Genomic DNA, 25,897 nt, shown 5'->3' on the forward strand with positions numbered 1-25,897 from the left:
GCCCTATCATATTCAAATATAGGATAATGATAGCCAAACAGGCACAAGCGGGAGGAACAGTGATGAAACGTCTATACCTTGGAGTGGTCTGTGCCCTCAGTTTCGCTTGGCCGGCGGCGGCCCAGGATGAAAAACCAGCTCAAACACTGTTCACCAACGTGCATGTCTTCGACGGCACAAGCGAACAACGCATCGAAAACGCCAGTGTGCTGGTCGAAGGGAACCTGATCAAAACGGTTTCGACCGAAGCGATCAACGCCCCAGACGCCACGGTGATTGAAGGCGAGGGGCGCACACTGACACCCGGGTTCATCGAGAACCACGCGCATCTCATGTTGATGGGGCCCAGTCTCAGCGCCATGGAAGCCAATTCGACATGGGAGGATTTCGGAATCCATGCGACGCGGATGGCCGAAATGTATCTGATGCAGGGGTTCACGACGGTCAGGGATGCCGGCGGGGCTAATGGTGGACTTCGACGGGCTATCGACTCGGGTCAGATTCCAGGGCCACGCTATTATCCGTCGGGCGCCTTTCTAAGCACGCGTGGAGGCCACGCCGACTTTGGCAACTTCACCGCACCTCCGGGGAGGGACACCAATTTCAGCCGCCTGAACATGGCACAGGAAATCAGCGGCGTTGACGACGTTTACAAATTCGGACGCAACAACTTCCGGATGGGCGCGACCCAGCTCAAATTCATGCAATCGGGCGGTGTCGTTTCGGCCTTCGACCCTTGGCAGTTGCTGGCCGGATCGCCAGAAGAGATCAAAGCCGCCGTGCAGGTCGCGAATGAATATGGCAGCTATGTCATGGCGCATTCCTATCGGAAGGAAGCAATTCTGGGTGCGCTCGACGCGGGGGTGATGTCCATCGAACACGGATTTTCGTTCGACTGCGAAATTGCTGAAAAGATGAACGAAATGGGCGCGTATATCACGACCAATCTCACAGCGTTCGATCCCGGCCTTTTGGATATTCCGGCGGTCAAGAACCAACCATCGAGCCTTGCCAAGGCAATCTCGGCTTCGGCGACCTTCGAGAACTACATCCCGAACATGAAGGAATGCCCGGTCAAGCGCGGGTTCCAGACAGATTGCGTAGGCACAGTCGAAGCCTGCAACATCCAGATCGCGTATGAAAAACACCTGAACAACGAATTCTTCGGCCCCTATCAGTCAATGGTCACACTGACCTCGATCGGAGGCGAGATCGCCCAGTTGTCCGGCGATTTTACCAATCCCTACACCGCCGGTAAGCTCGGAGTGATCGAGGAAGGCGCTTATGCAGACATTCTGCTGATCGACGGCAACCCGCTCGAAGATTTCTCGGTCGTGGGCACAGGCGATCAGTGGTTCGGCGCGGATCTGCGGCCTGACAGCCCCGAGACCATCCGCCTGATCATGAAGGATGGCGTGATCTACAAAAATACGCTCAACTAAGGCCATGATGAGGATTCGCGGTCGGGACCGCCATGACAAGCCCGCCTTTTTGAACTCCGTCCGAACTCTGCTGATTGCGGCGACGCTTAGCTTGGGTGCGGGCGCGCCGTCCTGGGCTGGCCTCTCGATTGGTTGGGACGATCTGCCCGACCCGACCGTCCAGACCTTCGAAGACCCCTATCGCGATCTCAGCCCCGAGCAATTCGACGACGTCCTGTTCGTCGTGCGACTGCGTGGCCGGCTGCAGCAGGATGTCGGAACGGACGAGGACCGCCAGAAGTGGCAGGAGCTTCTGCACGAGACCGAGGACGCGCTGGCCGCGGGCGGTGTCGACGTGGACTGGCTGTTGGGTCAACGCCAGGTCGTGACCGAACGTAGGGAAAAAGCAGCCACTCTTGGCAACCCCTTGTATGACGGGCAAGAGGTCACGCTGTCCGGTTTCGCCATTCCGGCCCCGGCGGACGCGGACGGGCGATCTGTTGTCTATCTGGTGCCCGAACGGGGCATGTGCAGTCATATGCCGCCGCCGCCGCCGAACCAGATGATCCGTGTGATGCTGGATGCCGACTGGGTTCCCAGCTATGTCCACGAACCCGTCCGCCTGACGGGGCGTCTGACGATTTCGCCGACCGATCACCAGATGGTGGTGGTGGACGGGCTGATGCCGATGCGCGCCACATTCCAATTGGAGGCAGACAAGGTCGAGACGCTCCAGAACCGCACCGACGGGCTGGAGTGGAGCGAGGATGCGACAGATCTTCTTGGGGCCGCGGGGCGGCGCAAAACCGGTGGTCAGGCGGCCTCGGAATGATCCGACGGATTGCGCTGGTGCTGGCGGCCTTTGTCTGGGCCTCGGGTGCGGTCGCTCAGGGATTGTCAGGTCCCTCGTCGGTGAATGCCGAGCTTGAACCCGGAGACGGCTTGACCGATCCGCAATTCCGGTCGGATTTTCCACGCAATATCGCGCCTGGATGGTTTGCCTGGAAGGATCGTCTGGCCGAAGACGGGTTCCGTTTCAACATTGACTATCTGGCCCTTGGGCAAACGACGGATGCCGACCTGGGCGCCGGAGAAGCCGCCAGCGGAATTGCCCGTTTCTATGGCAGCTGGCAGGCGACCGAACAGGGTTCGTTGACGTTCAAGGTGGAACACCGGCACAGCTATACCGATGTCGCGCCGCAGTTTCTGGGCCTGGACGGAGGCGCGCTTTCGATCACAGGAACCGCCTTCAACGACACGGGTTTGCTGCTGACGAACCTGTTCTGGTCACAGCGGGCCGCGGACGGGTCATGGACGCTGCAATTCGGTCAGATCGACGTGACCGACTTCGTCGACATTTATGGCCTTGTCAGTCCCTATAGCGGTTTCCAGAATCTGTCGTTCAACACCAACCCGACGATAAACGCCCCGAACCCCGGGCTGGGTCTTGCCGGGGGCGTGCGGCTGGGCAGCAATTTCTATGCTGTGGCGAGCGTCGCTGACGCAAATGCCGATCCGTCCGATCCGAACTTCGACGTTTTCAGCGACGGCAACCTCTTCAAATCGCTCGAGCTGGGCTACACGTCGGGATTTGATCGGATCTACTTCGACAACATCCACCTGACCCTTTGGCACGCGGACGCAGCCGATGACGGCAGCCGGGCCGAAGACTATGGCGCGACCTTCTCCGCCGCGTGGTTCGTGGGCAACCAATGGATGCCGTTCCTGCGCGCCGGCGCGGCAAAGGGAACGGCGGCGCTGTATGATCGGTCCCTGTCAGCCGGCATCGGGTACTACGGCCGGAACACCGATCTGGCTGGGCTGGGGCTGAACTGGGCCGAAGCCCGTGGCATCGATGGCGATCAGTTCACCCTCGAGGCTTTCTACCGTTTTTCGATTTCGCCCGGCCTGGAGATCACGCCGTCTGTGCAGTTCATCTCGAACCCACTGCTGAACCCCGGCCAGGACAACGTGGCCCTGTTCGGCCTTCGGACAAGGCTCGTGTTCTGACGCTGGCCGGGTCTGCTCGCTTGAGGCAATGCAACCCATGGAAGGACACTCGATGAAGCCACTGATGACTGCAGCCGCAACTGTCCTGACAATCGCCGCCCCTCTTCACGCCAGCGAAGAAAGCAAGACCTGGGACGCATCGGACCAAGCCAGGCAGTTCGTGCAGGACACGATCGTACTGGGCATGCTGGCCAGCCCCTACGGAACCGGCTGGACCGAAGACGAGCAACTGCACACCTACTTCCAACGCGCCCGGGACAACGGCATCACCGGCCATGAAATGACATTGGCCGCCGCTGACATGTCGTTCGATGTGTTGCTTGAACAGCACTATCATTTCCGCGCAGCCATGGCGCAGCAGCCCGAGAATTATCTGATCGTGAATGAAACACGCGATATCGAGGCCGCGCATGCTCAGGGCAAGACGGCTGTGATCTGGAACAGCCAAACGGCAACGGTTCTGGATGGAGACCTCAAGAAGATGGCCATGCTCAAGGACATGGGCATCAAAAGCATGATCCTGGCGTACAACGACATTTTCCGAACCGGATCAGGGCAGTTGGCAGCTTACAACGGTCGGGACATCGGTCTGACCCCATGGGGCAAATCCGTGATCGATGAGATGGTGCGCTTTGGCATCCTGCTGGACCTTAGCCACACCGGGTCGAAAACGGCCAACGACGCGATGGACTACATGGATGAGAACTATCCCGGCGTGCCCTATGTCTACACCCACTCGGTTCCGGCGGGGCTCTACGCGAATGAGCCCAACGCCACGACCAAGGGCTGTTACCGAGCCATCCCGGACGACGAGGCACTGCGGGCAGCCAAGTCCGGAGGTTACATTTCGCCCACATTCACAGAATGGATGATGGACGGGGTATGGCCCGAAGATATCTCACCCAAACAAGCCGCCGATATGATCGACTATTATGTCCAACTTGTCGGCGTCGACCATGTCGGGATCGCGACGGACGACATGTTTTCAACCGAACTTGTCGTTCAGTTCGCGACCGCGAATGCCAGCATGTATGACGACGGCGGCTACATGATTGATGCGTTCAACAAAGGCGCAACCGGGAATGGTGAATTGGCCAAGATCCTTGCCGCGATAACCGACGATCTATGGGCGCGGGGCTATTCAAACGAGGACCTCGCCAAAATCTACGGTGGCAACAAAATGCGCGTCTATGCCCAGGTCTGGGAGGGCAAGCCGCTCGAACGGTTTTTGCAGGAATACCCAGAACGCCTGCGGATGCGGCAGGAGTTCCAGAACCTGTTCCACGCGCGTTAGTCCCCGTCCGGTCGTTGGATATCCGACAAGGTGCTGACACCGATCTGGGCCATGGCGATGTCCATCTCCTCGGACAGCACCGCCCACAACCTGTGCAAACCGGCCTCGCCGCCCGCCGCGATGGCGAACTGCAGGATCCGCCCGAAGAACAGGAAATCGGCTCCTGCCATCAGCGCCTTGAGCGCATCTTCTCCGGACCGAAGGCCGCTGTCGTAGAACAGCGGATAGTCGTCGCCGACCGCCGCCCGGATCTGCGGCAGGACCGAGATCGGTGCGGGTGCGCTCTCCAACTGGCGGGCGCCGTGGCTCGAGACTTGGATGGCATCGACACCGGCCGCCTTCAGCGCAACCGCGTCTTCGACATCCAGCACGCCCTTGACCACCAGCTTGCCCGGCCACCGGTCGCGCAGCCGCGCCAGCGTGTCCCAATCGGCCTTTGCACGGCTTTCGGTGCGGTCGAACTCGAACCCCTCCATCAGGAAATTCGCCATCTGCGGTTTGCCCTGCAGCAGGGTCGAGATCGACCAGCGCGGATGCAGCGCGAAATCCAGGAACTGCCGCGGCCCGATCCGGAACGGCATGCGGAAGCCGTGGCGCAGTTCGCGCGGGCGGCGGCCGACTTCGGGCACGTCAACCGTCAGGATCAGGGTCTTGTAGCCCGCGGCCCTTGCCCGATCGACCAGCTTGAACGTGCCGCTGCCATCGCCGCTGAAATACAGCTGGAACCAGGCATGGCCCCGGGCCTCTTCGATCAGCGCCTCCATCGGTGTCGAAGCCACCGTGGAAACGCCCAGCGGCACCCCGTATTGCGCCGCCAGCCGCGCCAGCATCAGGTCGGCGCCCGGCGCGGACAGGTTGCACATGCCCATGGGCGCGATGCCGAAGGGCCTGTCGGCTGGTTGCCCGAACACGCGGGTCGCCAGTGACCGGGTACTGACATCGCGCAGGATCCGGGGCCGCAGGGGCATCGCGTCCAGTGCCGTGCGGGTGCGCCGGGCCCCGGCCTCGGACCCGGCGGCCCCGTCGATATAGTCGAACACCATCCACGGCAGACGCCGCCGAGCCAACCGGCGGGCATCTTCGGCGCTGTGGATGGCGCTTGCGCCCATCAGGCCTGAACGGCCTTCATGAAGCGATCGCGGATGACGACCGGGTCCATCGTGATCGGCGGCATCTTGGCGTTTCCGCTTTCACATTTGCTGACGATGATGGTCATCTGGCGAGCGTCCAGCGCCTCTTGCAGCACGCGGCCGGTCTCTTCGGCCTGGCATTCGATCACGCGCTCGCAGCCCGCCGCCTCGGCCATCTTGGCCAGCGAGGTCTTCTGCCCCGCATAGGTCGGCTGATCGCCGGTCGAGCCATACGAGCCGTTGTCGATGATCAGCAGGATGTAGTTGTCGGCCACGTTGTTGGCAATGGTCGGCAGCGTCCCCAGATTGGTCAGGATCGAGCCGTCGCCGTCGATGACGATCACCGGTTTTGGCTGGGCCAGCGCCAGACCCAGACCGATGCTCGAGGCCAGCCCCATCGTGCCCAGCATGTAGAAATTGGTGGGCTGATCGTCGATGGCATGCAGTTCCTGGCTGGGGATGCCGATATTGCACACGACCAGTTGGTCACGCAGGATCGGGGCGATTTCCTTCAGGATTTCAGAACGGATCATTGGTCGCCATAGCCTCCCCAGAAATTGGCGTCGGTCAGGATCGCGACGGGCTTGTTGCACATGAAGGTGTATTTCAGGATCGCGTCCAGTTCGGCAACGTCTTCCTGATGGTGGAAATGGTAGGTCGGGATATGCATCTGCGCCAGCAGGGCCTTGGTATGAACGGCCATCTCGACCTGGCAGGCGATGGGCTCGCGCAGTTCGCCCCGATACGAGATCAGCATCGGCAGCGGCATCCGGTAATACTGGATCAGCGTCGCCAGCGTGTTGATCGTGACCCCGATCGCGGTGTTCTGCATGATGATCGCGGGTCGCTTGCCGCCCATCCAGGCCCCGGCGCACAGGCCCATGCCTTCGTCCTCTTTGTTCGAGGGGATGTGGTAGATGGAGTCGTGGGCGTCGATCTCGGCGATGACGCCGGCCAGTTGCTTGCACGGCACCGTGGTGACGAACGAGATGTCGTTGGCCACCAGATCTTCGGTGATCTTCTTGTCTATGTTCATGTCGAAGCTTCTGTTCCTGGGTTGGGGCGCCGAGGGCGCGATGGACGGGTCAGGCCCTGCGGTGAACGTGGACGGCACATTTTGCATGCCGCACCACGCGCGACGCGGTGGAGCCGAGGAAATAATCAGTCAGTCCGGGCCGGTGCGAGCCAATGACGACGCAATCGAACCCGTGGTCGTTGGCATAGTCGATGATCGTGCGCGCGGTGTGGCCTTTGACCAGTTCGGGCTTTACGTCCGTAAGGCCTTCCAGCTTGTTCATCAGGACTTCGCGGGCGCGGGCAAAGCCATCGGCCACGGCATCCTTATCCAGATAGACGCTGACCGAGCCCTGCGGCATCTCATAGACATGCAGCGCGACGATCTCGGCGGATCCGCCGCCCAGAGCACGGGCGATCTCGAGCGTTTGGGGCGAAATGCCGTGGTCAAGCGCCATGGGGACAAGAATTTTCTTATACATGGTTACCTCCAGTTCCGGGCGGTCAGGCCCACGGGGACAGCACGATTTTCGGAACCGCGACCTCGCCCGAGCGTAGCTGGGCAAAGGCCCGGGCGCCATCGGCCAGATCGCGTTCTTCGATCCAGTCCAGAGGCCCCAGCGCGCCGTCAAAGATGGCTTGGGCGGTCTGACGGAAATCCTGCGCGGTATAGGTGTAGGTTCCGATGAAGGTGATCTCTTGCAGGGTCATGCGTCGCACGTCCAGCCCGCCGGCGTCCTCGCCCAGGCCCACATGCGCGATCACCCCGCCGGGTTGGGCCCGCTCCGAGGCAACCGCACGGGTGGCGGCAAATCCCACGGTGTCGACCACGATCGGGAATTCGCCTTGCGCTTCGGGTACGACCTTGGCGCAATCCAGCCTTTGCAGGAACTTACGCCGCAGGTCGTTGGGTTCGACGATGGTCACATCCACGACATCCATCGCCCGCAGCGCCAGCGCCGCCGCAAGGCCGATCGCCCCACCACCGATCACCAGCGCACGACGCTCCATCGCCGGGTGCAGCGCCTCGAGCGCGAGGCGCGCGGCATGCCAGCTGACGGCCAGCGGTTCGGCCAAGGCGGCTTTGGCGAAGGGCACGTGATCCGGCACCTCGACCAGATTGTCCCAAGGCATCGAAACATATTGAGCAAAAGCGCCTTCGCGCGGGGGCATCGAGATGATCTGGCGGTCGGGGCACAGGTTTTCCCGTCCCGCTTGGCAGGCCGGGCACTGCCCGCAATTTACAAGCGGATTGATCGTGACCCGCGTTCCGTCTTTGGGGCCGCCGATCACTGTGCCCGCTGCCTCATGACCCAGGATCAAGGGCGCCGGGCGGCGCGCATCATGACCCAAGTAGGCATGCATGTCGGACCCGCAGATCCCAGCGGCCTCGACCCGGATCAGGTGCTCACCGGGTTGCGGCGCGGCGTCCGGTACGTCGCGATAGACCAGCTGTTCGACGCCTTCATAAACCAGAGCTTTCATTTCGCCGTGAACCCCCCGTCAACCATCAGGATCTGCCCGGTTACATAGTCGGATGCCTGCGAGCACAGGAAAAGGATCGGCCCGTCAATGTCGTCCATGCGGCCATTGCGACCGATGCATGTCTGAGCCGCGTTGCGGGCCGCGCGGGCGGGGTCATCGAACACCGCCTGCGTCAGCTCGGTCGGAAAGAAGCCCGGGCCGATGGCGTTGGCGGTGATCCCGTGGGACGACCAGGCCTCGGCCATGGCGCGGGTCAGCTGTGCGATCCCGCCCTTGCTGGCCCCATAGGCGATCCCGCCGGGAAAGGCCCGCGTCGTCTGCAGCGAAGCAAAATTTACGATCCGGCCCCAACCACGCGCCTTCATCGCAGGCACCATGGCCTGACTGAGGAAGAACGGCGCACCGAGGTTCAGGCCCAGCGTCGCGTCCCAGCCTTCGGGCGTGACGTCATCGGCGACCTGTCGCGTGTTCACCCCGGCGGCATGAACCACGATATCCGGCGCGCCGAACGGGGCCGCGATTTGTTCGACCTGCCTTGGCAGGCCGCCCCGGTCGGCCACGTCACCTGCGACAACCGCAGCGCTTGAACCGATCTCGGCCTGCAACTCGGCCAATGCATCGGCCCGGCGGGCAACGCCCACCACCCGCGCGCCCGCAGCCGCCAGCACCTGCGCAACGCGCCGGCCAAGCCCCGAACTGGCGCCCGTGACGCAGGCCACCCGGCCGGTCAGATCGAACAGGTCGCGGGGGTCATTCATCTGCGGTCAGGTCGAAATTTTCGTCCGGGAAATACTTGGCCAGACGCACATCTGCGGCGCGGGCGTGGCCCTCCATCCCCTCCAGACGCGAAATCCGCGCGGTCGCCTCGGCGATGGGTTTCGAACCCACGCGCGTGGCCCGCTGCCAGGTGACGATTTTCATGTATTTGTGCACGCTCAACCCGCCGGTATAGCTGGCCGCGCCTGACGTGGGCAGGACGTGGTTCGTACCGGTGGCCTTGTCGCCATAGGACACGGTCGTTTCTTCGCCCAGGAACAACGAACCATAGCAGGTCAGCCGATCCAGCCACCAATCCAGATCCGCGGCCTGCACGGTCAGGTGCTCGGGGGCGTAGTCGTCGGAACACGCGGCCATCTCTTCGCGGTCCGCGCACAGGATCACCTCGGCATAGTCGCGCCAGGCGGCGGCGGCGTTGTCGCGGTTCAGTTCGGGCAGATCGGCGATCAGGGTCGGGACCATCTCCATCACCCGGATCGCCAGATCACGGTCATCGGTCACCAGCCAGACGGGCGAGTTGTAGCCATGCTCGGCCTGACTGACCAGGTCGGTGGCCACGACGAAGGGGTCGGCCGTGGCATCCGCCAGGATCAGGCTGTCGGTCGGGCCGGCGATCATGTCGATGCCGACCTTGCCGTACAGAATGCGCTTGGCCTCTGCCACGAACTGGTTGCCCGGCCCCACAAGGATGTTGGCGCGCGGCAGCCCGAACAGGCCATAGGTCATGGCGGCCACACCTTGCACGCCCCCCATGGCCAGAATGCTGTCAGCGCCGCTGATATTGGCGGCGTAGACGATCGCCGGAGCCACGCCCTCGCCCGGGCGGGGCGGTGAACAGGCGGTGATGTGACGGCACCCCGCCACTTTGGCGGTGGTCACGGTCATGATGGCGCTGGCGATGTGGCTATACCGCCCGCCGGGCACATAGCAGCCCGCCGCATCGACCGGGATGGCCTTTTGACCTGCGATGAAGCCCGGCACGATTTCCAGCTGCACATCCGAAACGGTGGCCTTCTGCGCCTCGGCAAAGCGGCGCACGTTGTCCTGGGCAAAACGGATATCGGCCTTGAGCTTTTCCGGCACCCGGGCGCAGGCGGCTTCGATTTCCTCGGGCGTCATCAGCACATTGCCCTCGAACTTGTCGAACTTGGCCGCGTATTCCATCGCCTTGGCGTCTCCGCCGGCCTCGATGTCGGCCAGTATGGTCTTGACCGTGTCATGCACCTCGGACGCGTGGGATTGTGCGGTCAGGGTAGCCTTCTTGAGGTATTCACGCGACATGTTCAGAAGATCCTATTGGTAGATTTCAGGAAGCAAAGTGGTCGACAGTGCCGGAACGTAGGCGATCAGGATGACGACGATCAGCATGGTCAGCACGAAGGGCACGGCGCGGGCTGCGATCTTGAGGATGGATTCACCCGTGATCCCCGATACCACGAACAGGTTCAGCCCCAGTGGCGGCGTGATGAAGCCAACGCCCAAGGCAGTGATCATCATGATGCAGAACTGGATCTCGTTCATGCCGATATTGTCCGCCAACGGTTTCAGGATCGGGGCCAGAATGACGATATTCGGTGTCGTCTCCATGACGCAACCGGCCGCAATCAGAATGCCGATCATCAGCAGGATCAGCAGGAACGGATCCTCGGTCAGCGAGGTCACCGAGGCCACGAAGCCCTGCGGCACGCCCATGATCGCCAGTGCCTCGGCCAGCGGGGCCGAGAAGGCGATGATCGGCAGGATCACCCCGTTCACCTTGGCCGAGCTGACCAGCATCGACGGGAAGTCTGCCAGCGTCAGCGTGCGCAGGATGAACCCCATGATGATGGTGACGACAACGGCGGTCGCGCCCGCCTCGGTCGGGGTCAGGCGACCCGAGAAAATGCCATAGAAGATGATGCCGGGCACGATGAACGCATACCAGCCTGATTTCAGCGCCTTCCCAAGGTTGGCCGCCCACTCGCCAAAGGTCATCATCCCGCCGCCCTCATAGGCATAGAGGCGGTTCATGATGATATTGGTCACGAGGATCGAGATCAGGATCGCCAGCCCCGGGATCAGAGCGGCCAGAAACAGGGTCGAGGCCGAGATGCCCAGCACGAGCCCGATGATGATATAGGCGATCGAAGGCGGAATCAGGATACCGGTACAGGCCCCCGCCGCCACCAACGCACAGGCATATGGGCGCGGATAGCCGCTTTCGACCAGTCGGTTGATCGTCATCCGACCCACTGCCGCCGCCCCCGCCGCGTCAGACCCCGAAATGGCTGCGAACATGCCGCAGACCAGAACCGTGGCCGAACCGAACCCGCCCTTGGCAAAACAGGTCAGCGCCTCGGCCACGTCCAGAAACTTGCGCGACAGCCCGGTGCGCACCAGCACGTCACCGGTCAGGATGAACAGCGGCACGGCGGTCAGGGCAAAGGCGTCGATGCCGGTGAACAGGCTTTCGCCCACAAGGCTTAGCGGCAGGTCCCCCGACATGATCAGCATCACGATCGCGGCCGAGCCGATTGCAGCCCAGACCGGAACCGCCAGCGCGATCACGCCGACGAACAGGATCACGGGCAGGTAGAAATCCCAGCCCAGTTCGACCGTTTGATTGAGGGTATTCCACAGCATCCGCCTGCTCCTCAGTCAAACAGCTTGTCGCCTTCAAAGACGGGCGTGCCGTCGCGAAGACTTTTGATATCGCTCATCAACGATTGGATCAGGCGCCAGATCATCAGGGCAAATCCCGTGGGCACCGCCATCAGGAACCACACCTTCGATACCCGCAGCCCGTCGGTGACCGACCCGAACTTGGCCGAGACATGCACCGCCTCGTAGGACCAATAGAGCGCGATGACCGCCACTGCGAACATCACCAGATCACCGAAGATATACAGCACCGCCTTGGGCCGCGGCCCGAGGTAATGCATGATCACGTCGATCCGGATATGGGCGCGCTCCTTGACCGCCGCCGCCGCGCCGATCCAGGCCAGATAGATGAAGGAATAGCGGACGATCTCCTCGCCCCAGATCGAGGAATAGGCGAAGATCTCGCGCCGCAGTACCTCGATGGCCATCGTGATGACCAGCATCACGTAGAATACCAGCAGCAGCCAGCGTTCGGCGTTGCGGTCTATGGTTTTGAGTAAGGACATCGCTTCCCTCGGCAAGGCTGGGGGGATGGGCCTGAAGGATCAGGCCGTGCAGGTCTGGAAAAGGCGGGCACGCGTCCGGCGCCCGCCCGGTCCGTATCAGGCGTCGTGGACGTAGTATTTGCCTTGGGTGCCGGCCGCCTCGACCAACTTTTCGAAGGCGTCCATCGACCCGGCCAGCTCGGTCTTGAATGGGTCCCATTCCGAGCGCTGATAACCGCCGGCCTCCTGCCACTCGGCCAGTTGGTCGTCGGTCAGCGAGTGGAACTGAACCCCGGCCTTGTTCAGTTCGGCCATTGCATAGGCGCGAGCCGAGGGAACCTTGGCGAGGTTCTGGTGTCCGGTCATCTCCGCGCCCCACATTATGGCCTCTTGCACGTCGGCCGGCATCGAGTTGAACCATTCCAGGTTGCAGGAATAGACTTGGCTGTCCGGCACCGCCTGAGTGAAGGTGACGTGAGACAGAATGTCCTTGAAGCCAAACACATACAGCGCGCCGACCGACGGGTCGAGCGCATCCGCCACGCCCTGCTTGATGGCCGAGGGGGTCTCACCCCAAGCAACCGGGGTCGGGTTGGCGCCGACCATGCGGTAGTATTGCTGCAGCATCTTGGACCCGGGCACGCGGAATTTGATCCCGCTCATGTCCGAGGGGGTGATGATGGCATTTCCGCCCTGGCGCACGGCCACGACGCGCGGGTCGATCACGACATAAAACAGCGCCTTGAAGCCTGCGGCCTCGACCTTGGGATGCACTTCGTTCTTCCAGGTGTCGGAATGCACGAGATTGGTGAACCGCTGGTTCGAGCCGCACAGATACGGCATGTTGATCAGGTCCACGGTCGAAGCGAAGGGTGCGAAGTTCGACAGCGAATGCTGCGCGGCCTGGATGGTTCCACCCTGCACCTTCTGCACCAAAGCGCCGCCCGCGCCCAGCTGCCCGCCCGGGGCCAGCTTGACATAGACCTTGCCGTTGGTTGCGTTCTGGATGTTCTCCTTCAGGTCCAGCTGCATGATCGGATAGCTGCGCGAGGCGCCCAGCACATAGGCCGTGGCCACCGTCATCACATGCTCGGCAGCTTGTTCGCGCTCTTTTTCCTCCTTGGCGGTCTGCGCCGCGGCCTCGGATGACCACAACACGCCTCCCGCGCCCGCCACGATTGCCGCCGTGAACGCGCCGCCGGCGCTCAGCTTCAGGAAATTGCGGCGTTCAGCTGACGCCAGTTCCATTTGATCTTTGTTCATTGATTGCCCTCCCATTGGAAAAATTCAGCCGCCGTTCTCCTCGCGCGCGGCCTCTTTTTTCAGAATTGCGACAACGAACAGGATCGACGCCGCGAACAGAACCAGCATCTCACCCACATCCCCAAGAAACGCGCGGCCTGCAAACGCACCCAGCGCCACGTTCGCGAAATAGACGACGAAGACGATGGCGGATGCGGCAAGGAACATGTTCGGGACTCCGGGTAGAATCGGCACTGATGCCATTTGTAAGCGCTTACATAGAAAATGCAAGCGCTTACATTTCGCCTTTCATTGCCAATCCGATCCGGTTAGAATTGAAGAGAACAAAGATTAGGTTTGGAAATGTCGAAGCTGAAGCCCGCCCCGACACTGGATGACGTTGCCAGAAGGGCAGGCGTTTCCACGGCTACGGTCTCGCGTTGCATCAACACCCCGGACAGGGTGGTCGAAGCGACCCGAAAACGCGTGCAATCGGCGATCGAGGCCCTGGGCTATACACCGAATTTCGCGGCTCGGGTCATGGCGGCCAAGCGCACGTTTACCATAGGCGCGATCATCCCGACGATGGAAAACGCCATCTTTGCGCGCGGCTTGCAGGCCTTTCAGGAAGAGCTGCACCAACATGGCTATACGCTACTGGTATCCAGTTCGGCCTACAAACCGGCAACTGAAGAAGAGCAGATCCGAACTCTGGTCGCCCGCGGCGCCGATGGCCTGCTGCTGATCGGTCACGACCGGGCGCCGCGCATCTACGAATTTCTTGAACACCGCGAAATTCCGGCGCTGGTTGCGTGGTCGTTTTCCCCGGACGGGCGTCTGCCCTCTATCGGATTCGACAACCGGGCGGCCATGTACGAGCTGGCGAAAAGGGTCCTCGACCTCGGACACAGACGGCTTGCGGTGATATCCGGCATTACCCACGGCAACGACCGCGCGCGCCTTCGACTGGACGGCGTGCGCGACGCTGTTCGGCAGCACGGGCTTGACCCGCAGGTGCTTCAGGTCATCGAGACCCCGTATGAAATCGAAAACGGCGCCGAAGCGTTCGCGCGTTTCATGTCGCAGGACACGCCGCCGACGGCTGTCATGTGCGGCAACGATGTCCTGGCCGCTGGCGCTTTGCTCAGGGCTCAGGACATGGGGCTGAAAGTCCCGGAGGATGTCTCGATCACAGGGTTCGATGACATCGAACTGGCCCGGATCCTGCGCCCGGCTTTGACAACTGTGCATGTGCCGCATCGGGAAATGGGCGGAAAAGCCGCGAAGGCATTGATCGAAATGGTTGAAAAAAGGACCCCGGCGGCCGGTGAACACCTGTACACGCATATTGTCGAACGGCAGTCCCTGGGTCCTGCCAACTCGCGGTAATCCGCGTGCCCGGGTCAGGCGGCCTGATCTTCCATCGTCCGGAAATCACCCTTCAGCCACAAATGCCGTTTGCACATCGGCTCGGTGAAATACTGCCGGATCAAGCTGCTGAGGGCCTTGTGGATCAGTTTAGAAGTGGTGTCCGGATAGACCTCGGTCGTGAACAGAGAAACGATCCTGACAAAGTTCCGCCCCGGAAAAGGCGTTGCCCGCACCGAGTCATGATAGCGATGCGCCCGATGGAAACACCCCGCCGTGGTGATCGCCCACCCGCTGCCTTCGGCGACCAGCCCCATGATCGACTGGTTGCATTCCAGCTCGAACCGGTTCGGCAGGTTGTACTTGTTGCGCGTCAGCTGGATCTCTATCTGCTTGCCGATCGTGTAGTCTCGCGAATACCGCAGCAGCGGCAGGTCGGAATGGGGCGAGAACAGGTCCTGCACCTCGCCCTTGAACTTTTCGGGCACGATCACGATGAACGGATCGCGCATCAAAGGATATTCGATCAGCCCCTGTGTGCCGCCGGGCGGTCGGGTCGCCACACCTGCGTCCAGCTTGTGCTCTTGCAACTTCTCGATGATCTCGTGGCTGGGCCGCGTGAAATGCCGGAAATTGCAGCGCGGCAGCGCATGGGCCAGGAACCGGATCAGTTCGGGCGCGATCTGGTTGTCGAAATCGTCCACCAGAGCCAGCCGCAGATCGGTGGCGTGGCGCCAGTTGCCAGACCGGATCTCAGCCTCGCCCCGCTTCAACACGGTCAGGCCATCCCGTACATAACGCGAAAATACTTCGCCAGCCGGTGTCAAGCTCATCGGACGACGGCCGTGATCCACCAATGCGATGCCAAGGGCGTCTTCCAGACTGCGAAGATGGTTGGAAACGGTGCTGATCGACAAACCCGTTTCCGAGGCCACTTGCTGAATCGAACCGGACTTGGCGATCAGGCGAAACACTTCCAACCAGCGCAGGCTCAGTGTTTTGGACACGGGGCAAAACCCTCCCGCAATTTCGATTTCATCGAAACTAGCGAAACAGAGTTTTGGCTTTCGGGCAATGGTGAATGTTGGTCACCCGCTTTAGCTGCGCATGTGGATGAAGTCGGGATCGTAGGGGCAGGCAGGAATAACCCGCGCCGGAACCCTGTCACCGCACAGGTCCAGCATCATCTCGCTGCCTTCTGCTGACAGGTGCGGCTCGACAAAGGCATGCGCAAGGTTCAGCCCGGTACGATGCCCCCAGTCGCCCGAGGTCACCGTTCCCACCACCCGATCCCCTGCCATCAGCGACGCACCGGGATGCGCGGGCGCGTGCGCGGCCTGCACCTGCAGGGCAACCAACTTGCGTGACGGCCCTTTGGCCTGCCGTTCGATCAGCGCCGCGCGCCCGATGAACTCCGGTTTGTCCAGCCGAACAAAGCGGCCCAACCCGGTTTCGAACGGGTCGAACTCGGTGATCAGGTCCGCCTTCCAATGCAGGAAGGTTTTCTCCATCCGCATCGACTCGACTGCCCGCGCGCCGAACAGTTGCAGGCCAAAGGCCTGTCCGGCCTGCCGCAGCGCAAGATAGGCCGCATGGAGCGAGGCGTTGGGCACATGGATCTCATAGGCCAACTCGCCCGAGAAACTGACGCCCATCACGGTAGCGGGCGCGATCCCGACAAAGCACTCGTGTACGCTGAGCCACGGGAAGGCGTCCCGCGACCAATCCCCGCGCGAGCAGGCCGACAACACGTCACGCGCCCGTGGTCCGGCCAGAACCAGGATGGTCTGGTCGTTGGTCAGGCTGCGCAATTGCACGTCCTCGTCGGGGGCGATGTGTCGGGACAGCCAATCCATGTCGTGCAGCTCGGCCGCGGCGGCCGAGCCGTACCAGACGCGATCCGGCCCCCGGTTGCTGGCGGGCAGATTGGCGATGGTCGCCTCGGCCTTGACCATGCCCTGATGGTTAAGCAGATAGGCCAACCCCACCCGACCCGGGCGACGGGGCAGCGCGCCGCAGATCATCCGGTCAAGGAACGCATGCCGGTCGGCGCCGGTGATCTCGATCCGGTTGAACCCGTTGACCTCGGCCAGCCCGACATTCTGCTGCACGTTGGCGACCTCGGCGGCGATCACGTCGAAGGTTTCGTCAAAATCGAAACTGAGCGTCGGCGTGAAATCGGGCGTAGGCTTGATGTACTCGACCCGCTCCCAACCATTCACCACGGTAAACTCCGCGCTCTCGGCGGCCAGAACCGGGGTCAGCGGCGTTGTCCTGGCGGGCCGCCCGGCGGGGCGGTGCTCGTGCGGAAAATGAAAGCGGAACTCGTTCTGATAATCCTCGATCGCCTTCAACGCGGTCAGCTCGACATTGGCATGCCCGGCGAACCGGCGCGGGTCGAGGCACCAGGTGTCATAGCAGGCCTCGCCATGCACGATCTGCTGGGCCAGAAGCCAGCCGTGGCCGCCCCCCTCGCCCAGCCCGGCCCGCAGCCCGATGATGCAGAATGCGTTGCGCTTGCCGGGAATCGGCCCGACCAGAGGCGCGCCGTCGATCGTGTAGGTGATCGGGCCGTTGACGACCGTGTGGATCCCTGCCTCCATCAGCGCGGGCATGCGGGCAAACGCGCCTTCCAGCACATCGGTCACCCGGTCCAGATCGTCCGGGCACAGCGCGTTGACGAAGTTCGGGTCGATCCCGTCTATGCCCCAGGTCTTGCAGTCCTGTTCGTAGAAACCCAACAGCAGCCCGTTCTTTTCCTGCCGGCAGTAGTAGTCGCTGATCGGGCAGCGCAGCAGCGGCATGCGGTGGCCGGCATCGCGGATCGCGGGGATTTCCTCGGTCAGGAAATACTGGTGCTCCATCGAGGCCACGGGATGGTGTACGCCCATCATCGCGCCCACCTCGTTCACGCGGTAGCCACAGGCATTCACCACGATGTCACAGTCGATGTCGCCGTGCTCGGTATGAACGGTCCAGGTGTCGTCCCCATGCTGGGTCAGGGCCGTGACCGGCGTGTTGCGATGGACCTCGGCCCCGGCCTTGCGCGCCCGCCGCGCCAGCGCCTGACACAGCTGTGCCGGGTCGATGTCACCATCTAGCGGATCCCACAGGCCACCCAGCAGGTTCTCGGTGGAAATCAGCGGGTGGCGGCGGGCGCATTCATGCGCGTCGATCACCTCGAAATGCACGTCCATCCCTCGCGCCATCGACGCGAAATGGCGATAGCCCTGCATCTGCGCTTCGGTATTGGCCAACCGGATGCCACCGTCGCCATGATGGTAGTTGATCGGATAGTCCGGGTCTTCGGCCAGTTCCTTGTACAGGCGGATCGAATGCGACTTGAGCCCCACCATCGTCTGGTTCATTCCGAAATTCGTCACCTGCGCGGCCGAATGCCATGTGGTGCCGGATGTCAGCTCGTTGCGCTCCACCAGAACCACGTCGCTCCAGCCTTCCTGCGTCAGGTGATACAGGGTTGAACAGCCGGCGATTCCGCCGCCGATCACCACGACCTTGGTGCGCGATTTCATGGGTGTGCTCCTTCTGAGGTTCTCCGAACCCTGCCGAACGGCGCAGCGGGCGGGCAATGGCGCAGTGGCCGGTCCCGAAAAATCGAAACGGGAATTGAGATTTCTCAAAACGGCATTTCCGCTTTGGCTGCACCCCGCGTTGCCGCATACCCTACAGGGCAGGATCGGATCAGGAGCCTTCGGAGATGCCAGAACAGGGCAAACGCGGCGGGCGGCGGGCCAGGCTGGCGCAACGGGCGGCCAAACCGGCATTTGACCCCTGCCCGCCCGGCCAGATCGGCGGGCAGTACAAACCCCTGACCTTGCCCGAGATCGCGGCGATCCACGACACCGCCCTGCGCCTGCTGGAAACGCTGGGCATGGGCGAGGTGCCCGACCGCCTGGCACAAGATCTGATCGCCGCAGGTGCGCGGCCAGGCCCGCCGGGACGGCTGGTCTTTCCTCGAGCGATGGTCGAAGGCGCGGTCCGGCGGGCCGCCAAGCGGTTTACCCTGCACGGGCGCGACCCGGCCCGGTCAATCGAAGTGGGCGGCGACCGCGTGCATTTCGGCACCGGCGGAGCAGCGGTCCAGACGCTGGACCTCGACAGCGGGCTCTATCGCCCGTCGACGCTGGCCGATCTGCATGATTTCACCCGCCTTCAGGACACGCTGGCCAATGTCAGCTGGTTCACCCGATGCTGCGTCGCCACCGACGTGCCGGACAATTTCGATCTGGACGTGAATACCGCCTATGCGCTGATCCGGAATACCACCAAACCGGTGGCGACCTCGTTCACGCTGGCCGAGCATGTCGCGCCCATCGTGCGGATGCTGGATATCGCTGCCGGAGGCCGGGGCGCCTTTGCGGAACGCCCGTTCCTGAAGGCGCATATCAGCCCGGTGATCTCGCCCTTGCGGTACGGCGAAGATGCGGTGGACGTGGTCTATGAATGCATCGCGCACAACATCCCCATGTCCTGCATCACAGCAGCCCAGGCCGGGGCGACCGCGCCCGCCACCATGGCCGGGTTTCTGACCCAGTCTCTGGCCGAAACTCTGGCCAGCCTGATCATGGTCAACGCGATCCGGCCGGGCTTTCCCATGGTGTTTTCCAACTGGCCCTTCATCATCGATCTGCGCACCGGCGCGTTTTCGGGCGGCAGTGGCGAAACCGCCGTGCTGAACGCGGCCTCGGCCCAGATCACCAACTGGCTGGGGCTGCCCTCGGGCGTGGCCTGTTCGATGACCGATGCCAAGGCCATCGACGCGCAATACGGCGCCGAAAAAGGCATCACCTCGCTGGCCGCCGCGCTGGCCGGGGGCAACCTGATCTATGAAAGCTCGGGCATGACGGCCTCGCTGCTGGGGGTCAGCTTCGAGGGGTTCGTGCTGGATGACGAGATGCACTCGCACACCTATCGCGCCCTGCGCGGGATCGAGGTGACCGAAGAAAACCTGGGTTTTGACGCGATCTGCCAGTCGGTTCTGGGCGAGGGCCATTTTCTGGGCAGCGCCCACACCCATGCGGCGATGGAGCGTGACTATTTCTACCCCGCCCTTGCCGACCGGGCCGAGCCGCGCAGCTGGCAGGACAGCGGCGCCCGCGATGCCTGGTCCACCGCCCGTGACCGCGCGCGTGAAATCCTGCGCACGCATCACCCGCAATACCTCAGCCCCGAACAGGAGGCCGAGATCCGCGCCATTTTCCGGATTCTGTCCTGATCCGACGTTGCTGTGTCGCGGACTGGGTGTTTTTGACGCGGGCTTGGCGCTAGGCTCGGGCAAATGACGACAAAGGGGGCCTCATGGCAAATGCGTTCTTTCAACCCGTCTCGGCGATGGAGCTGGCGCGCTTTGCCGGTGTCCCCACCTTCATGCGTCTGCCGGCCCTGACCGCGGACGACGACCGGATGGATCTGGTCGAGCTTGGGCTGGTCGGCATCCCCTGGGACGGGGGCACCACCAACCGGCCCGGCGCGCGGCACGGGCCGCGGCAGTTGCGCGACCAGTCCACCATGATCCGCGCCATGAACCCGGTGACCGGGGTTGCCCCGTTCGAACTGGTCAACTGTGCCGACCTGGGTGACGTGCCGCCCAACCCGGTGGATATCGAGGATACGCTGGATCGCGTCACCCGCTTCTACACCGACCTGATGCTGCGCGGCATAGTGCCCCTGACGGCGGGCGGCGATCACCTGACCACCCTGCCCGTCCTGCGGGCGCTGGCCAGCGACGGCCCGCTTGGGTTGATCCAGTTCGACAGCCATACCGACCTGTTCGACAGCTATTTCGGCGGCCACAAATATACCCATGGCACCCCGTTCCGCCGCGCGGTCGAGGAGGGGCTGGTCGATCCCGAACGTTTCGTGCAGGTAGGCATTCGCGGCACCGCCTACAACACCGAGGATATCGAATGGGGCGAGGCGCAGGGCATCCGCATCATCCGCATCGAAGAGCTGTTCGACCGCGGCATCGACGATGTCATGACCGAGGTCCGCTCCATCGTCGGCGACGCGCCCTGCTATTGCACCTATGACATCGATTTCGTGGACCCCACCCATGCCCCTGGCACCGGCACGCCCGAGATCGGCGGCCCCAACAGCTTTCAGGCCCAGCAGGTCATCCGCAAGCTGGAAGGTCTGAACCTTGTGGGCGCGGATCTGGTCGAGGTCTCGCCTCCCTTCGACCCATCGGGCGGTACCGCTTGGCTGGGCATTTCGCTGATGTTCGAGCTGCTGTGCGTGCTGGCCCAGGCGATCGACGCGCGGCGCTAGGCCCGCGCGACGTTCTCGGCGATCATCGCGATCATCTCGAACATGACCGCCGCCGCCGTCAGCGCGGTGATATTGTTGGGGCTGTCCTTGGTCGGCATCATGCAGACCACATCGCCGCCGACGATGTTCAGCCCCCGCGCGGCATGCAGGATGCCCACGGCCTCGTCGATGTCAAAACCCTTCTCGCCGGGTTCCAGGTTCGACACGCCCGGCGCGATGGTCGGGTCAAGGCAGTCGAGATCGAAGGTGATGTAAACCGGCCGGTCGCCCAGAACCTCGCGCGTTTGGGCCACCACATCGGCCAAGCCACGCTGGCGGAACTCGCGCATGGTGACGATGTTGTAGCCATAGTCATATGAAGGCTGCAGCCAGTCCAGGCTGCGCGGATGCCCCCGCAACCCGATCTGCATCGACCGGGCCGGGTCCACCTGCCCCTGATCGGCGAGGTAAGCTCCCCAATGCGCGGCCGACTTCTTGGCCCCCAGGAAATGATCGACCTTGGTGAACACATCCGTATGCGCATCCAGATGCAAAAAGCTGACCGGTTGCCCGCCCGCCAGTTCGCCTCGGCCCAGCGCCTGAACGATCCCGCCCGTGATCGAGTGATCGCCACCGATCGAAACGGGCCGCGCACCGGCCGCGTCTATGTCACGGTAGAAGGCGGTGATACGCTCGATGCAGTCTTCGTTGTCGTTGGCGCGCGGAAACGGCACGTCGCCCACATCGGCAATGCGCGCGCTCGACCACGGATCGATCTGGAACAGCGAATGCACCCGGCGCTGCACGGCCGAGACATGACGCAGCGCGCGCGGGCCCAGATGCTGGTCGCGCTCGGTGGTGCCGTTGCCGGCAGAGTGCGGCACGCCCACAAGGGCGATATCCTGGTCTTGCGGCCCCACATGCGGGCACCGGAACAGGGTGGGCACGCCCCACCAGTACAGGTTGTCCATCATGGATTGTTCATAGCGGTCCGCCATCATATCTCCCCGCCCTGAAATGAAACCGCCCCCACGGGTGATCCGGGGGGCGGCTGCCGTGTCAGATCTTTTCGTCTTCGCGTCGGAAGGCGCCCTGAACGATGCGGTCCATGACCATGGCCAGGAACAGGATCGCAAAACCGCCCAGCAGGCCCGGCCCCTTGGCCGCATATTGCAGCGCCTCAAGGATTTCCTTGCCCAGACCCCCGCCGCCGATCAGCGAGATGATCACGACCATCGACAGGCACATCAGGATGGTCTGGTTCACGCCGGTCATGATCGACGGCAGCGCCAGCGGGATTTCCACGTCCTTCAGCAACTGCCATTTCGAGGCGCCAAAGGCCACGGCGGCCTCTTTGATGCTTTCCGGCACCCCGCGCATGCCCAGCGCCGTCAGGCGGATCACCGGCGGCATACCGAAGATGATCGTGGCCAGGATGCCCGGCGGGTTGCCGGTGCCAAAGAAGGCGATGATCGGGATCAGATACACGAAGGCCGGCAGAGTCTGCATCAGGTCCAACACCGGCTCGGCCGCGCGATAGGCACGTTTGGATTTGCCGAACCAGATGCCCAGCGGAATGCCGAAGGTGACGCACAGCAGCACGGCCGCGCCCACCAGTGCCACCGTCTCCATCGCAACGCCCCAATAGCCCAGCAGCGCGATATAGGCCAGCGACGCGGCGGTGAAGATCGCCACGCGCGGACCCGCTGCGCGCCACGCGGTCACGCAGATCACCAGCATGACCACGGGCCAGGGCGACCCGATCAGGGCCACGGTCAGCCCGTCCAGAACCGAGCGTACACCGGCAACGATCCCGTCGAAAATGTCTCCGCCCGCGGCGGCGGCGGCGTCGATCCGGGCCTCCATCCAACTGGCCACGACCGAGAACAATGTGCCCTGATCAGGCCCGAGTATCATCTCGGACACTTGTTTTTCGGGGAAGGCATCCAGCAGCGGAAGCGAGGCGTTCACAGTGAATTTGTACACGATCAATGGCCCGATCGCAGTCACCAGAATCGCCCCCAGAACCGTGTTCCGGGTCGAGCGGCCGCTTTCGGTGCTGTCGGGGTCGATCCGCCAGTTCGAATACTGCTTCTCGTACACCCGATCGGCGTAGAGCCCCTGCACCAGCTTGAAGACCAGCAGCATCAAAAGGCCGGTGACCATGATCCCCAGCGCTTCGGACTGCGCGGCCTGCGCCTTGGCCAGGCTGGCATCGGCCGCCTTCTGGATATTTGCGGCCAACTTGTTGAACCGGTCGATGTCCGCCTTCTCGGTTGCATCCGCCGCGCGGGCCAGCAGCTCGTTCGCACGGTCCTGCTGACGGGCCGCGCGTTCGGCTAGGTCAGCCCCCGGATTGCCCCAGCCGCCGCGCCCGATCTGCACCCAGGCGATGATTTCCAGAATCAGGAAAGCCCAGAACATCCCCCAGATCGCCCGCGAGGCGGACCAGAAAGGCCCCAGCACCGCCGCCCACAGGTTGAACGTGTTCGGGATCGGACTGGTCGCATCGTGGATCTTGTGAAAGGCGTTGACGTAATAGTCGCCATTTGGGCCGGCGAATTCGCGGATCGACCGATCCAGCGCCTCGCGGTCCACCTCGATGTCGGAGGCGGCCGTGACTTTCAATTCCGTGGTTGCATCAGTCATTTTTGCCCCCCTGAATTCCGCGCAGCAGGCGTGGTTTGGTCACGACGCCGACATCCTGACCGCCATCGGTGATCACCACCGGAAGCTCGGTGTTCACGGCCAGGTCGATCAGTTGGTCGAGGTCTGCACCCTCATCGGCGCGCGGTGCGCCATCCAGCGGACCGGAGTAGCTCTCCAACGGCTCCATGATCGAATGCGCCTTGACCAGTTTCAGCTTGGATATGCCCTGCACGAACTCGCGCACATAGTCATCGGCCGGGTTCATCACGATGTCCTCGGGCGTGCCGACCTGGACGATCACGCCGTCCTTCATGATGGCGATGCGGTGGCCGATACGGATCGCCTCGTCCAGGTCATGGGTGATGAACAGCGTGGTCTTTTTCAGCTGCGCAACCAGAGCCTTGAACTGATCCTGCAACTGCAGCCGGATCAGCGGGTCCAGCGCCGAGAATGGTTCGTCCATCAACAGGATTTCCGGGTCCGAAGCCAGCGCGCGCGCAATGCCCACGCGCTGCTGCATCCCGCCCGACAGTTCCTTGGGCAACCGGTCCTCGTACCCGGTCAGGTCCACCAGGCCCAGCGCATGATCGGAGACCGCCCAGCGCTTGGATTTCGAGACTTTGCGGATCTCAAGCGGATAGGCCACGTTGTCGCGCACGGAACGGTGCGGCATCAGCGCCATGTGCTGGAATACCATTCCGATCTGCTGCGCGCGGATGCGGCGCAACTCGGACTCGGAGATCTTGGACACGTCCTGCCCCATGATCTCGATCTTTCCGGCCGTGGGCTCGATCAGGCGATTGACATGGCGCACAAGGGTCGACTTGCCTGAACCCGACAGGCCCATGATGCAAAAAATCTCGCCACGCGGCACCTCGAACGTGGCGCCTTGAACGCCGACCACGCAATTGAATCTTTCAAGAACTTCAGGTTTTCCAATACCTTCATTCCGGACCGCAGCCATGGCTTCTTCGGCCCGTGCGCCGAAAATTTTCCAGACATTTTCTAGTTTTACGACAGGTTCGTCCATTTGCCCCTCATCTACGGGGTTGCATCCCGGCAAACAGGCAAAGGGCCGCCGCGATCAGTCGCGACGGCCCCATGCGTTTGTGATTTAGTTCGTCAGCCAGCCGATAACGGTGTCTTCGTTTTCAGCCACCCACTGGCGGGCGAAATCGGCTGCTTCGATGTTGTCCACGGCCAGCGCCTTGCCCATCGCGCTCAGATCATCACCCTGCATCTGGTAGTTGCGGAACAGGGCCGCGACCTCGGGGTGATTTTCCTCAAGCTCTTTGGCGTAGTGCAGGTGCAGAGTTGCCCCGTTCCACGCGGTCGAGGCCTCGGACTTGTCCAGCCAGTCCGGGTCATCGGTGGGCTGAACGATCGTCCAGGTGGCCGGATCATGCGGCGGCTCTTCCAGCACGGTCAGTTCCTGGGTCACGAAGATGTAGTGCGGGCTGTAGCAGAACCCGATCCACGGATCGCCGGCCTTGGTCGCGTTTGCCAAATTAGCGTAGGCGATGGTTTCCTCGTACTCGGTCAGTTCGAAGATCTGGTCATAGCCATAGGACTTGGCGCGGATCTTCTCGACCACGGTCGACGCCCAACCGGGCGCGCCGATCCAAACCTCGGGGGTACCGTTTCCGTCAGTATCGAAGATGGCCATCTTGTCCGGATCGCTCAGGTCGTCGATGGACTTGATGTCATATTCCTCGGCAATGTAGGTCGGCACGCACATACCCTGCTCAGCCTGAACCGGGTTCTCGTTCATCACGACTGTGCCATTCTGTTTGACATAGGTGTCGTGCAGGTTCTGCTGGTTCGGCATCCAGACTTCCGGGTGGACGTGCATCGCGCCGGAATCCATCGCTTCGAACACGATGGGGTTGGTGCCGTTCTGCAATTCGACATCAAGGCCAAGGTTTTCTTCGATAACGACTTCAAGAATGTGCGCGGTGGCGTTCACCGACGCCCAGTTCGGGACACCGATCACGATATCGGCAGCAAAAACCGGGGCAGCGACCGCCATCGATGCGCCCCCCAGTAACGTAGCAAGTTTGTTCATGTTGCATCTCTCCATGTTGGTCGTCTTCGGCGCTGATTCTCGTTGATCGA

24 protein-coding genes are annotated in these 25,897 nt (G+C 62.6%); 7 read left to right on the plus strand and 17 right to left on the minus strand.

The window, feature by feature from the left end; all coding sequences use genetic code 11:
* Positions 1-62 precede the first annotated feature (62 nt).
* From AC2FNZ_RS14600 to AC2FNZ_RS14615, 4 genes are read left to right on the plus strand one after another with little or no spacing between them, the layout of a single operon-like run.
* Positions 63-1,442, plus strand: coding sequence for a metal-dependent hydrolase family protein (locus AC2FNZ_RS14600; RefSeq protein WP_496841068.1), 1,380 nt, complete (start codon positions 63-65; stop codon positions 1,440-1,442).
* A gap of 7 nt (positions 1,443-1,449) precedes the next feature.
* Positions 1,450-2,253, plus strand: a complete 804-nt coding sequence (locus tag AC2FNZ_RS14605) for a DUF3299 domain-containing protein (RefSeq protein ID WP_496841069.1) — start codon at positions 1,450-1,452, stop codon at positions 2,251-2,253.
* Entirely contained in the window at positions 2,250-3,431 is a 1,182-nt protein-coding gene (locus AC2FNZ_RS14610) for a carbohydrate porin (protein ID WP_496841070.1), read from the plus strand. The genes AC2FNZ_RS14605 and AC2FNZ_RS14610 overlap by 4 nt, the downstream gene beginning before the upstream one ends.
* Before the next feature lie 52 nt (positions 3,432-3,483).
* Positions 3,484-4,725, plus strand: coding sequence for a dipeptidase (locus tag AC2FNZ_RS14615; protein WP_496841071.1), 1,242 nt, complete (start codon positions 3,484-3,486; stop codon positions 4,723-4,725).
* Here AC2FNZ_RS14615 and AC2FNZ_RS14620 read toward each other — a convergent pair.
* The 11 genes from AC2FNZ_RS14620 to AC2FNZ_RS14670 all read right to left on the minus strand — a co-directional run bounded on the left by AC2FNZ_RS14620 (position 4,722) and on the right by AC2FNZ_RS14670 (position 13,726).
* Positions 4,722-5,834: an alpha-hydroxy acid oxidase gene (locus AC2FNZ_RS14620; RefSeq protein WP_496841072.1), complete on the minus strand. Its 1,113-nt coding sequence runs from the start codon at positions 5,832-5,834 to the stop codon at positions 4,722-4,724. The two genes, AC2FNZ_RS14615 and AC2FNZ_RS14620, sit on opposite strands and share 4 nt — an antisense overlap.
* A complete protein-coding gene (gene comE, locus AC2FNZ_RS14625; RefSeq protein WP_005981189.1) occupies positions 5,834-6,388 on the minus strand; it encodes a sulfopyruvate decarboxylase subunit beta in 555 nt (184 codons plus the stop codon). The genes AC2FNZ_RS14620 and comE overlap by 1 nt, the downstream gene beginning before the upstream one ends.
* Positions 6,385-6,891 (minus strand): sulfopyruvate decarboxylase subunit alpha, encoded by a 507-nt coding sequence (gene comD, locus AC2FNZ_RS14630; protein WP_170339639.1) that lies wholly within the window; start codon positions 6,889-6,891, stop codon positions 6,385-6,387. Before comD ends, comE begins: the two co-directional genes overlap by 4 nt.
* A gap of 49 nt (positions 6,892-6,940) precedes the next feature.
* A complete protein-coding gene (locus tag AC2FNZ_RS14635) occupies positions 6,941-7,351 on the minus strand; it encodes a universal stress protein (protein WP_170340249.1) in 411 nt (136 codons plus the stop codon).
* 22 nt (positions 7,352-7,373) lie between these two features.
* Positions 7,374-8,354 carry a zinc-dependent alcohol dehydrogenase gene (locus AC2FNZ_RS14640; RefSeq protein WP_496841073.1) on the minus strand — a complete coding sequence of 327 codons (981 nt, stop codon included), beginning with the start codon at positions 8,352-8,354 and terminating at the stop codon, positions 7,374-7,376.
* On the minus strand, positions 8,351-9,112 hold the full coding sequence (locus AC2FNZ_RS14645) for an SDR family NAD(P)-dependent oxidoreductase (protein ID WP_496841074.1): 762 nt from the start codon (positions 9,110-9,112) through the stop codon (positions 8,351-8,353). Before AC2FNZ_RS14645 ends, AC2FNZ_RS14640 begins: the two co-directional genes overlap by 4 nt.
* Positions 9,105-10,412 carry a histidinol dehydrogenase gene (gene hisD / locus AC2FNZ_RS14650; RefSeq protein WP_496841075.1) on the minus strand — a complete coding sequence of 436 codons (1,308 nt, stop codon included), beginning with the start codon at positions 10,410-10,412 and terminating at the stop codon, positions 9,105-9,107. Before hisD ends, AC2FNZ_RS14645 begins: the two co-directional genes overlap by 8 nt.
* 12 nt (positions 10,413-10,424) lie before the next feature.
* Positions 10,425-11,753 (minus strand): TRAP transporter large permease, encoded by a 1,329-nt coding sequence (locus AC2FNZ_RS14655; RefSeq protein ID WP_496841076.1) that lies wholly within the window; start codon positions 11,751-11,753, stop codon positions 10,425-10,427.
* A gap of 11 nt (positions 11,754-11,764) precedes the next feature.
* On the minus strand, positions 11,765-12,277 hold the full coding sequence (locus AC2FNZ_RS14660; RefSeq protein WP_496841077.1) for a TRAP transporter small permease: 513 nt from the start codon (positions 12,275-12,277) through the stop codon (positions 11,765-11,767).
* Positions 12,278-12,373: 96 nt separating this feature from the next.
* Complete coding sequence (locus tag AC2FNZ_RS14665; protein ID WP_496841078.1) at positions 12,374-13,519, minus strand: TRAP transporter substrate-binding protein; 1,146 nt, start codon at positions 13,517-13,519, stop codon at positions 12,374-12,376.
* A 24-nt stretch (positions 13,520-13,543) separates the two neighbouring features.
* The gene (locus AC2FNZ_RS14670) at positions 13,544-13,726 is read right to left on the minus strand and encodes a hypothetical protein (RefSeq protein ID WP_005981170.1); all 183 of its coding nucleotides are present in this window, start codon (positions 13,724-13,726) and stop codon (positions 13,544-13,546) included.
* A gap of 135 nt (positions 13,727-13,861) precedes the next feature.
* Between AC2FNZ_RS14670 and AC2FNZ_RS14675 the strand changes: the two genes are divergently transcribed.
* Positions 13,862-14,887, plus strand: coding sequence for a LacI family DNA-binding transcriptional regulator (locus AC2FNZ_RS14675; protein ID WP_496841079.1), 1,026 nt, complete (start codon positions 13,862-13,864; stop codon positions 14,885-14,887).
* A gap of 14 nt (positions 14,888-14,901) precedes the next feature.
* Here the strand turns inward: AC2FNZ_RS14675 and AC2FNZ_RS14680 are convergent, their stop codons facing one another.
* Both AC2FNZ_RS14680 and AC2FNZ_RS14685 read right to left on the minus strand, forming a co-directional pair.
* Positions 14,902-15,873, minus strand: coding sequence for a LysR family transcriptional regulator (locus tag AC2FNZ_RS14680; RefSeq protein ID WP_170339623.1), 972 nt, complete (start codon positions 15,871-15,873; stop codon positions 14,902-14,904).
* A gap of 90 nt (positions 15,874-15,963) precedes the next feature.
* Entirely contained in the window at positions 15,964-18,399 is a 2,436-nt protein-coding gene (locus AC2FNZ_RS14685) for a GcvT family protein (protein WP_496841080.1), read from the minus strand.
* 185 nt (positions 18,400-18,584) lie between these two features.
* On the opposite strand from AC2FNZ_RS14685, the gene AC2FNZ_RS14690 reads away from it, so the two are divergent.
* Complete coding sequence (locus AC2FNZ_RS14690; protein ID WP_496841081.1) at positions 18,585-20,102, plus strand: trimethylamine methyltransferase family protein; 1,518 nt, start codon at positions 18,585-18,587, stop codon at positions 20,100-20,102.
* Positions 20,103-20,185: 83 nt separating this feature from the next.
* Positions 20,186-21,154 carry an agmatinase gene (locus AC2FNZ_RS14695; protein ID WP_170339617.1) on the plus strand — a complete coding sequence of 323 codons (969 nt, stop codon included), beginning with the start codon at positions 20,186-20,188 and terminating at the stop codon, positions 21,152-21,154.
* Here the strand turns inward: AC2FNZ_RS14695 and AC2FNZ_RS14700 are convergent.
* From AC2FNZ_RS14700 to AC2FNZ_RS14715, 4 genes are all read right to left on the minus strand, one after another.
* Positions 21,151-22,131, minus strand: a complete 981-nt coding sequence (locus tag AC2FNZ_RS14700; protein ID WP_496841082.1) for an arginase family protein — start codon at positions 22,129-22,131, stop codon at positions 21,151-21,153. The two genes, AC2FNZ_RS14695 and AC2FNZ_RS14700, sit on opposite strands and share 4 nt — an antisense overlap.
* Positions 22,132-22,192: 61 nt before the next feature.
* Complete coding sequence (locus tag AC2FNZ_RS14705) at positions 22,193-23,782, minus strand: ABC transporter permease (RefSeq protein WP_496841083.1); 1,590 nt, start codon at positions 23,780-23,782, stop codon at positions 22,193-22,195.
* Positions 23,775-24,812, minus strand: coding sequence for a quaternary amine ABC transporter ATP-binding protein (locus AC2FNZ_RS14710; protein ID WP_496841084.1), 1,038 nt, complete (start codon positions 24,810-24,812; stop codon positions 23,775-23,777). The genes AC2FNZ_RS14705 and AC2FNZ_RS14710 overlap by 8 nt, the downstream gene beginning before the upstream one ends.
* 84 nt (positions 24,813-24,896) lie before the next feature.
* Positions 24,897-25,847, minus strand: a complete 951-nt coding sequence (locus AC2FNZ_RS14715; protein ID WP_093964480.1) for an ABC transporter substrate-binding protein — start codon at positions 25,845-25,847, stop codon at positions 24,897-24,899.
* Positions 25,848-25,897 lie beyond the last annotated feature (50 nt).

It is taken from the genome of Ruegeria sp. SAZA006 (assembly GCF_059613465.1).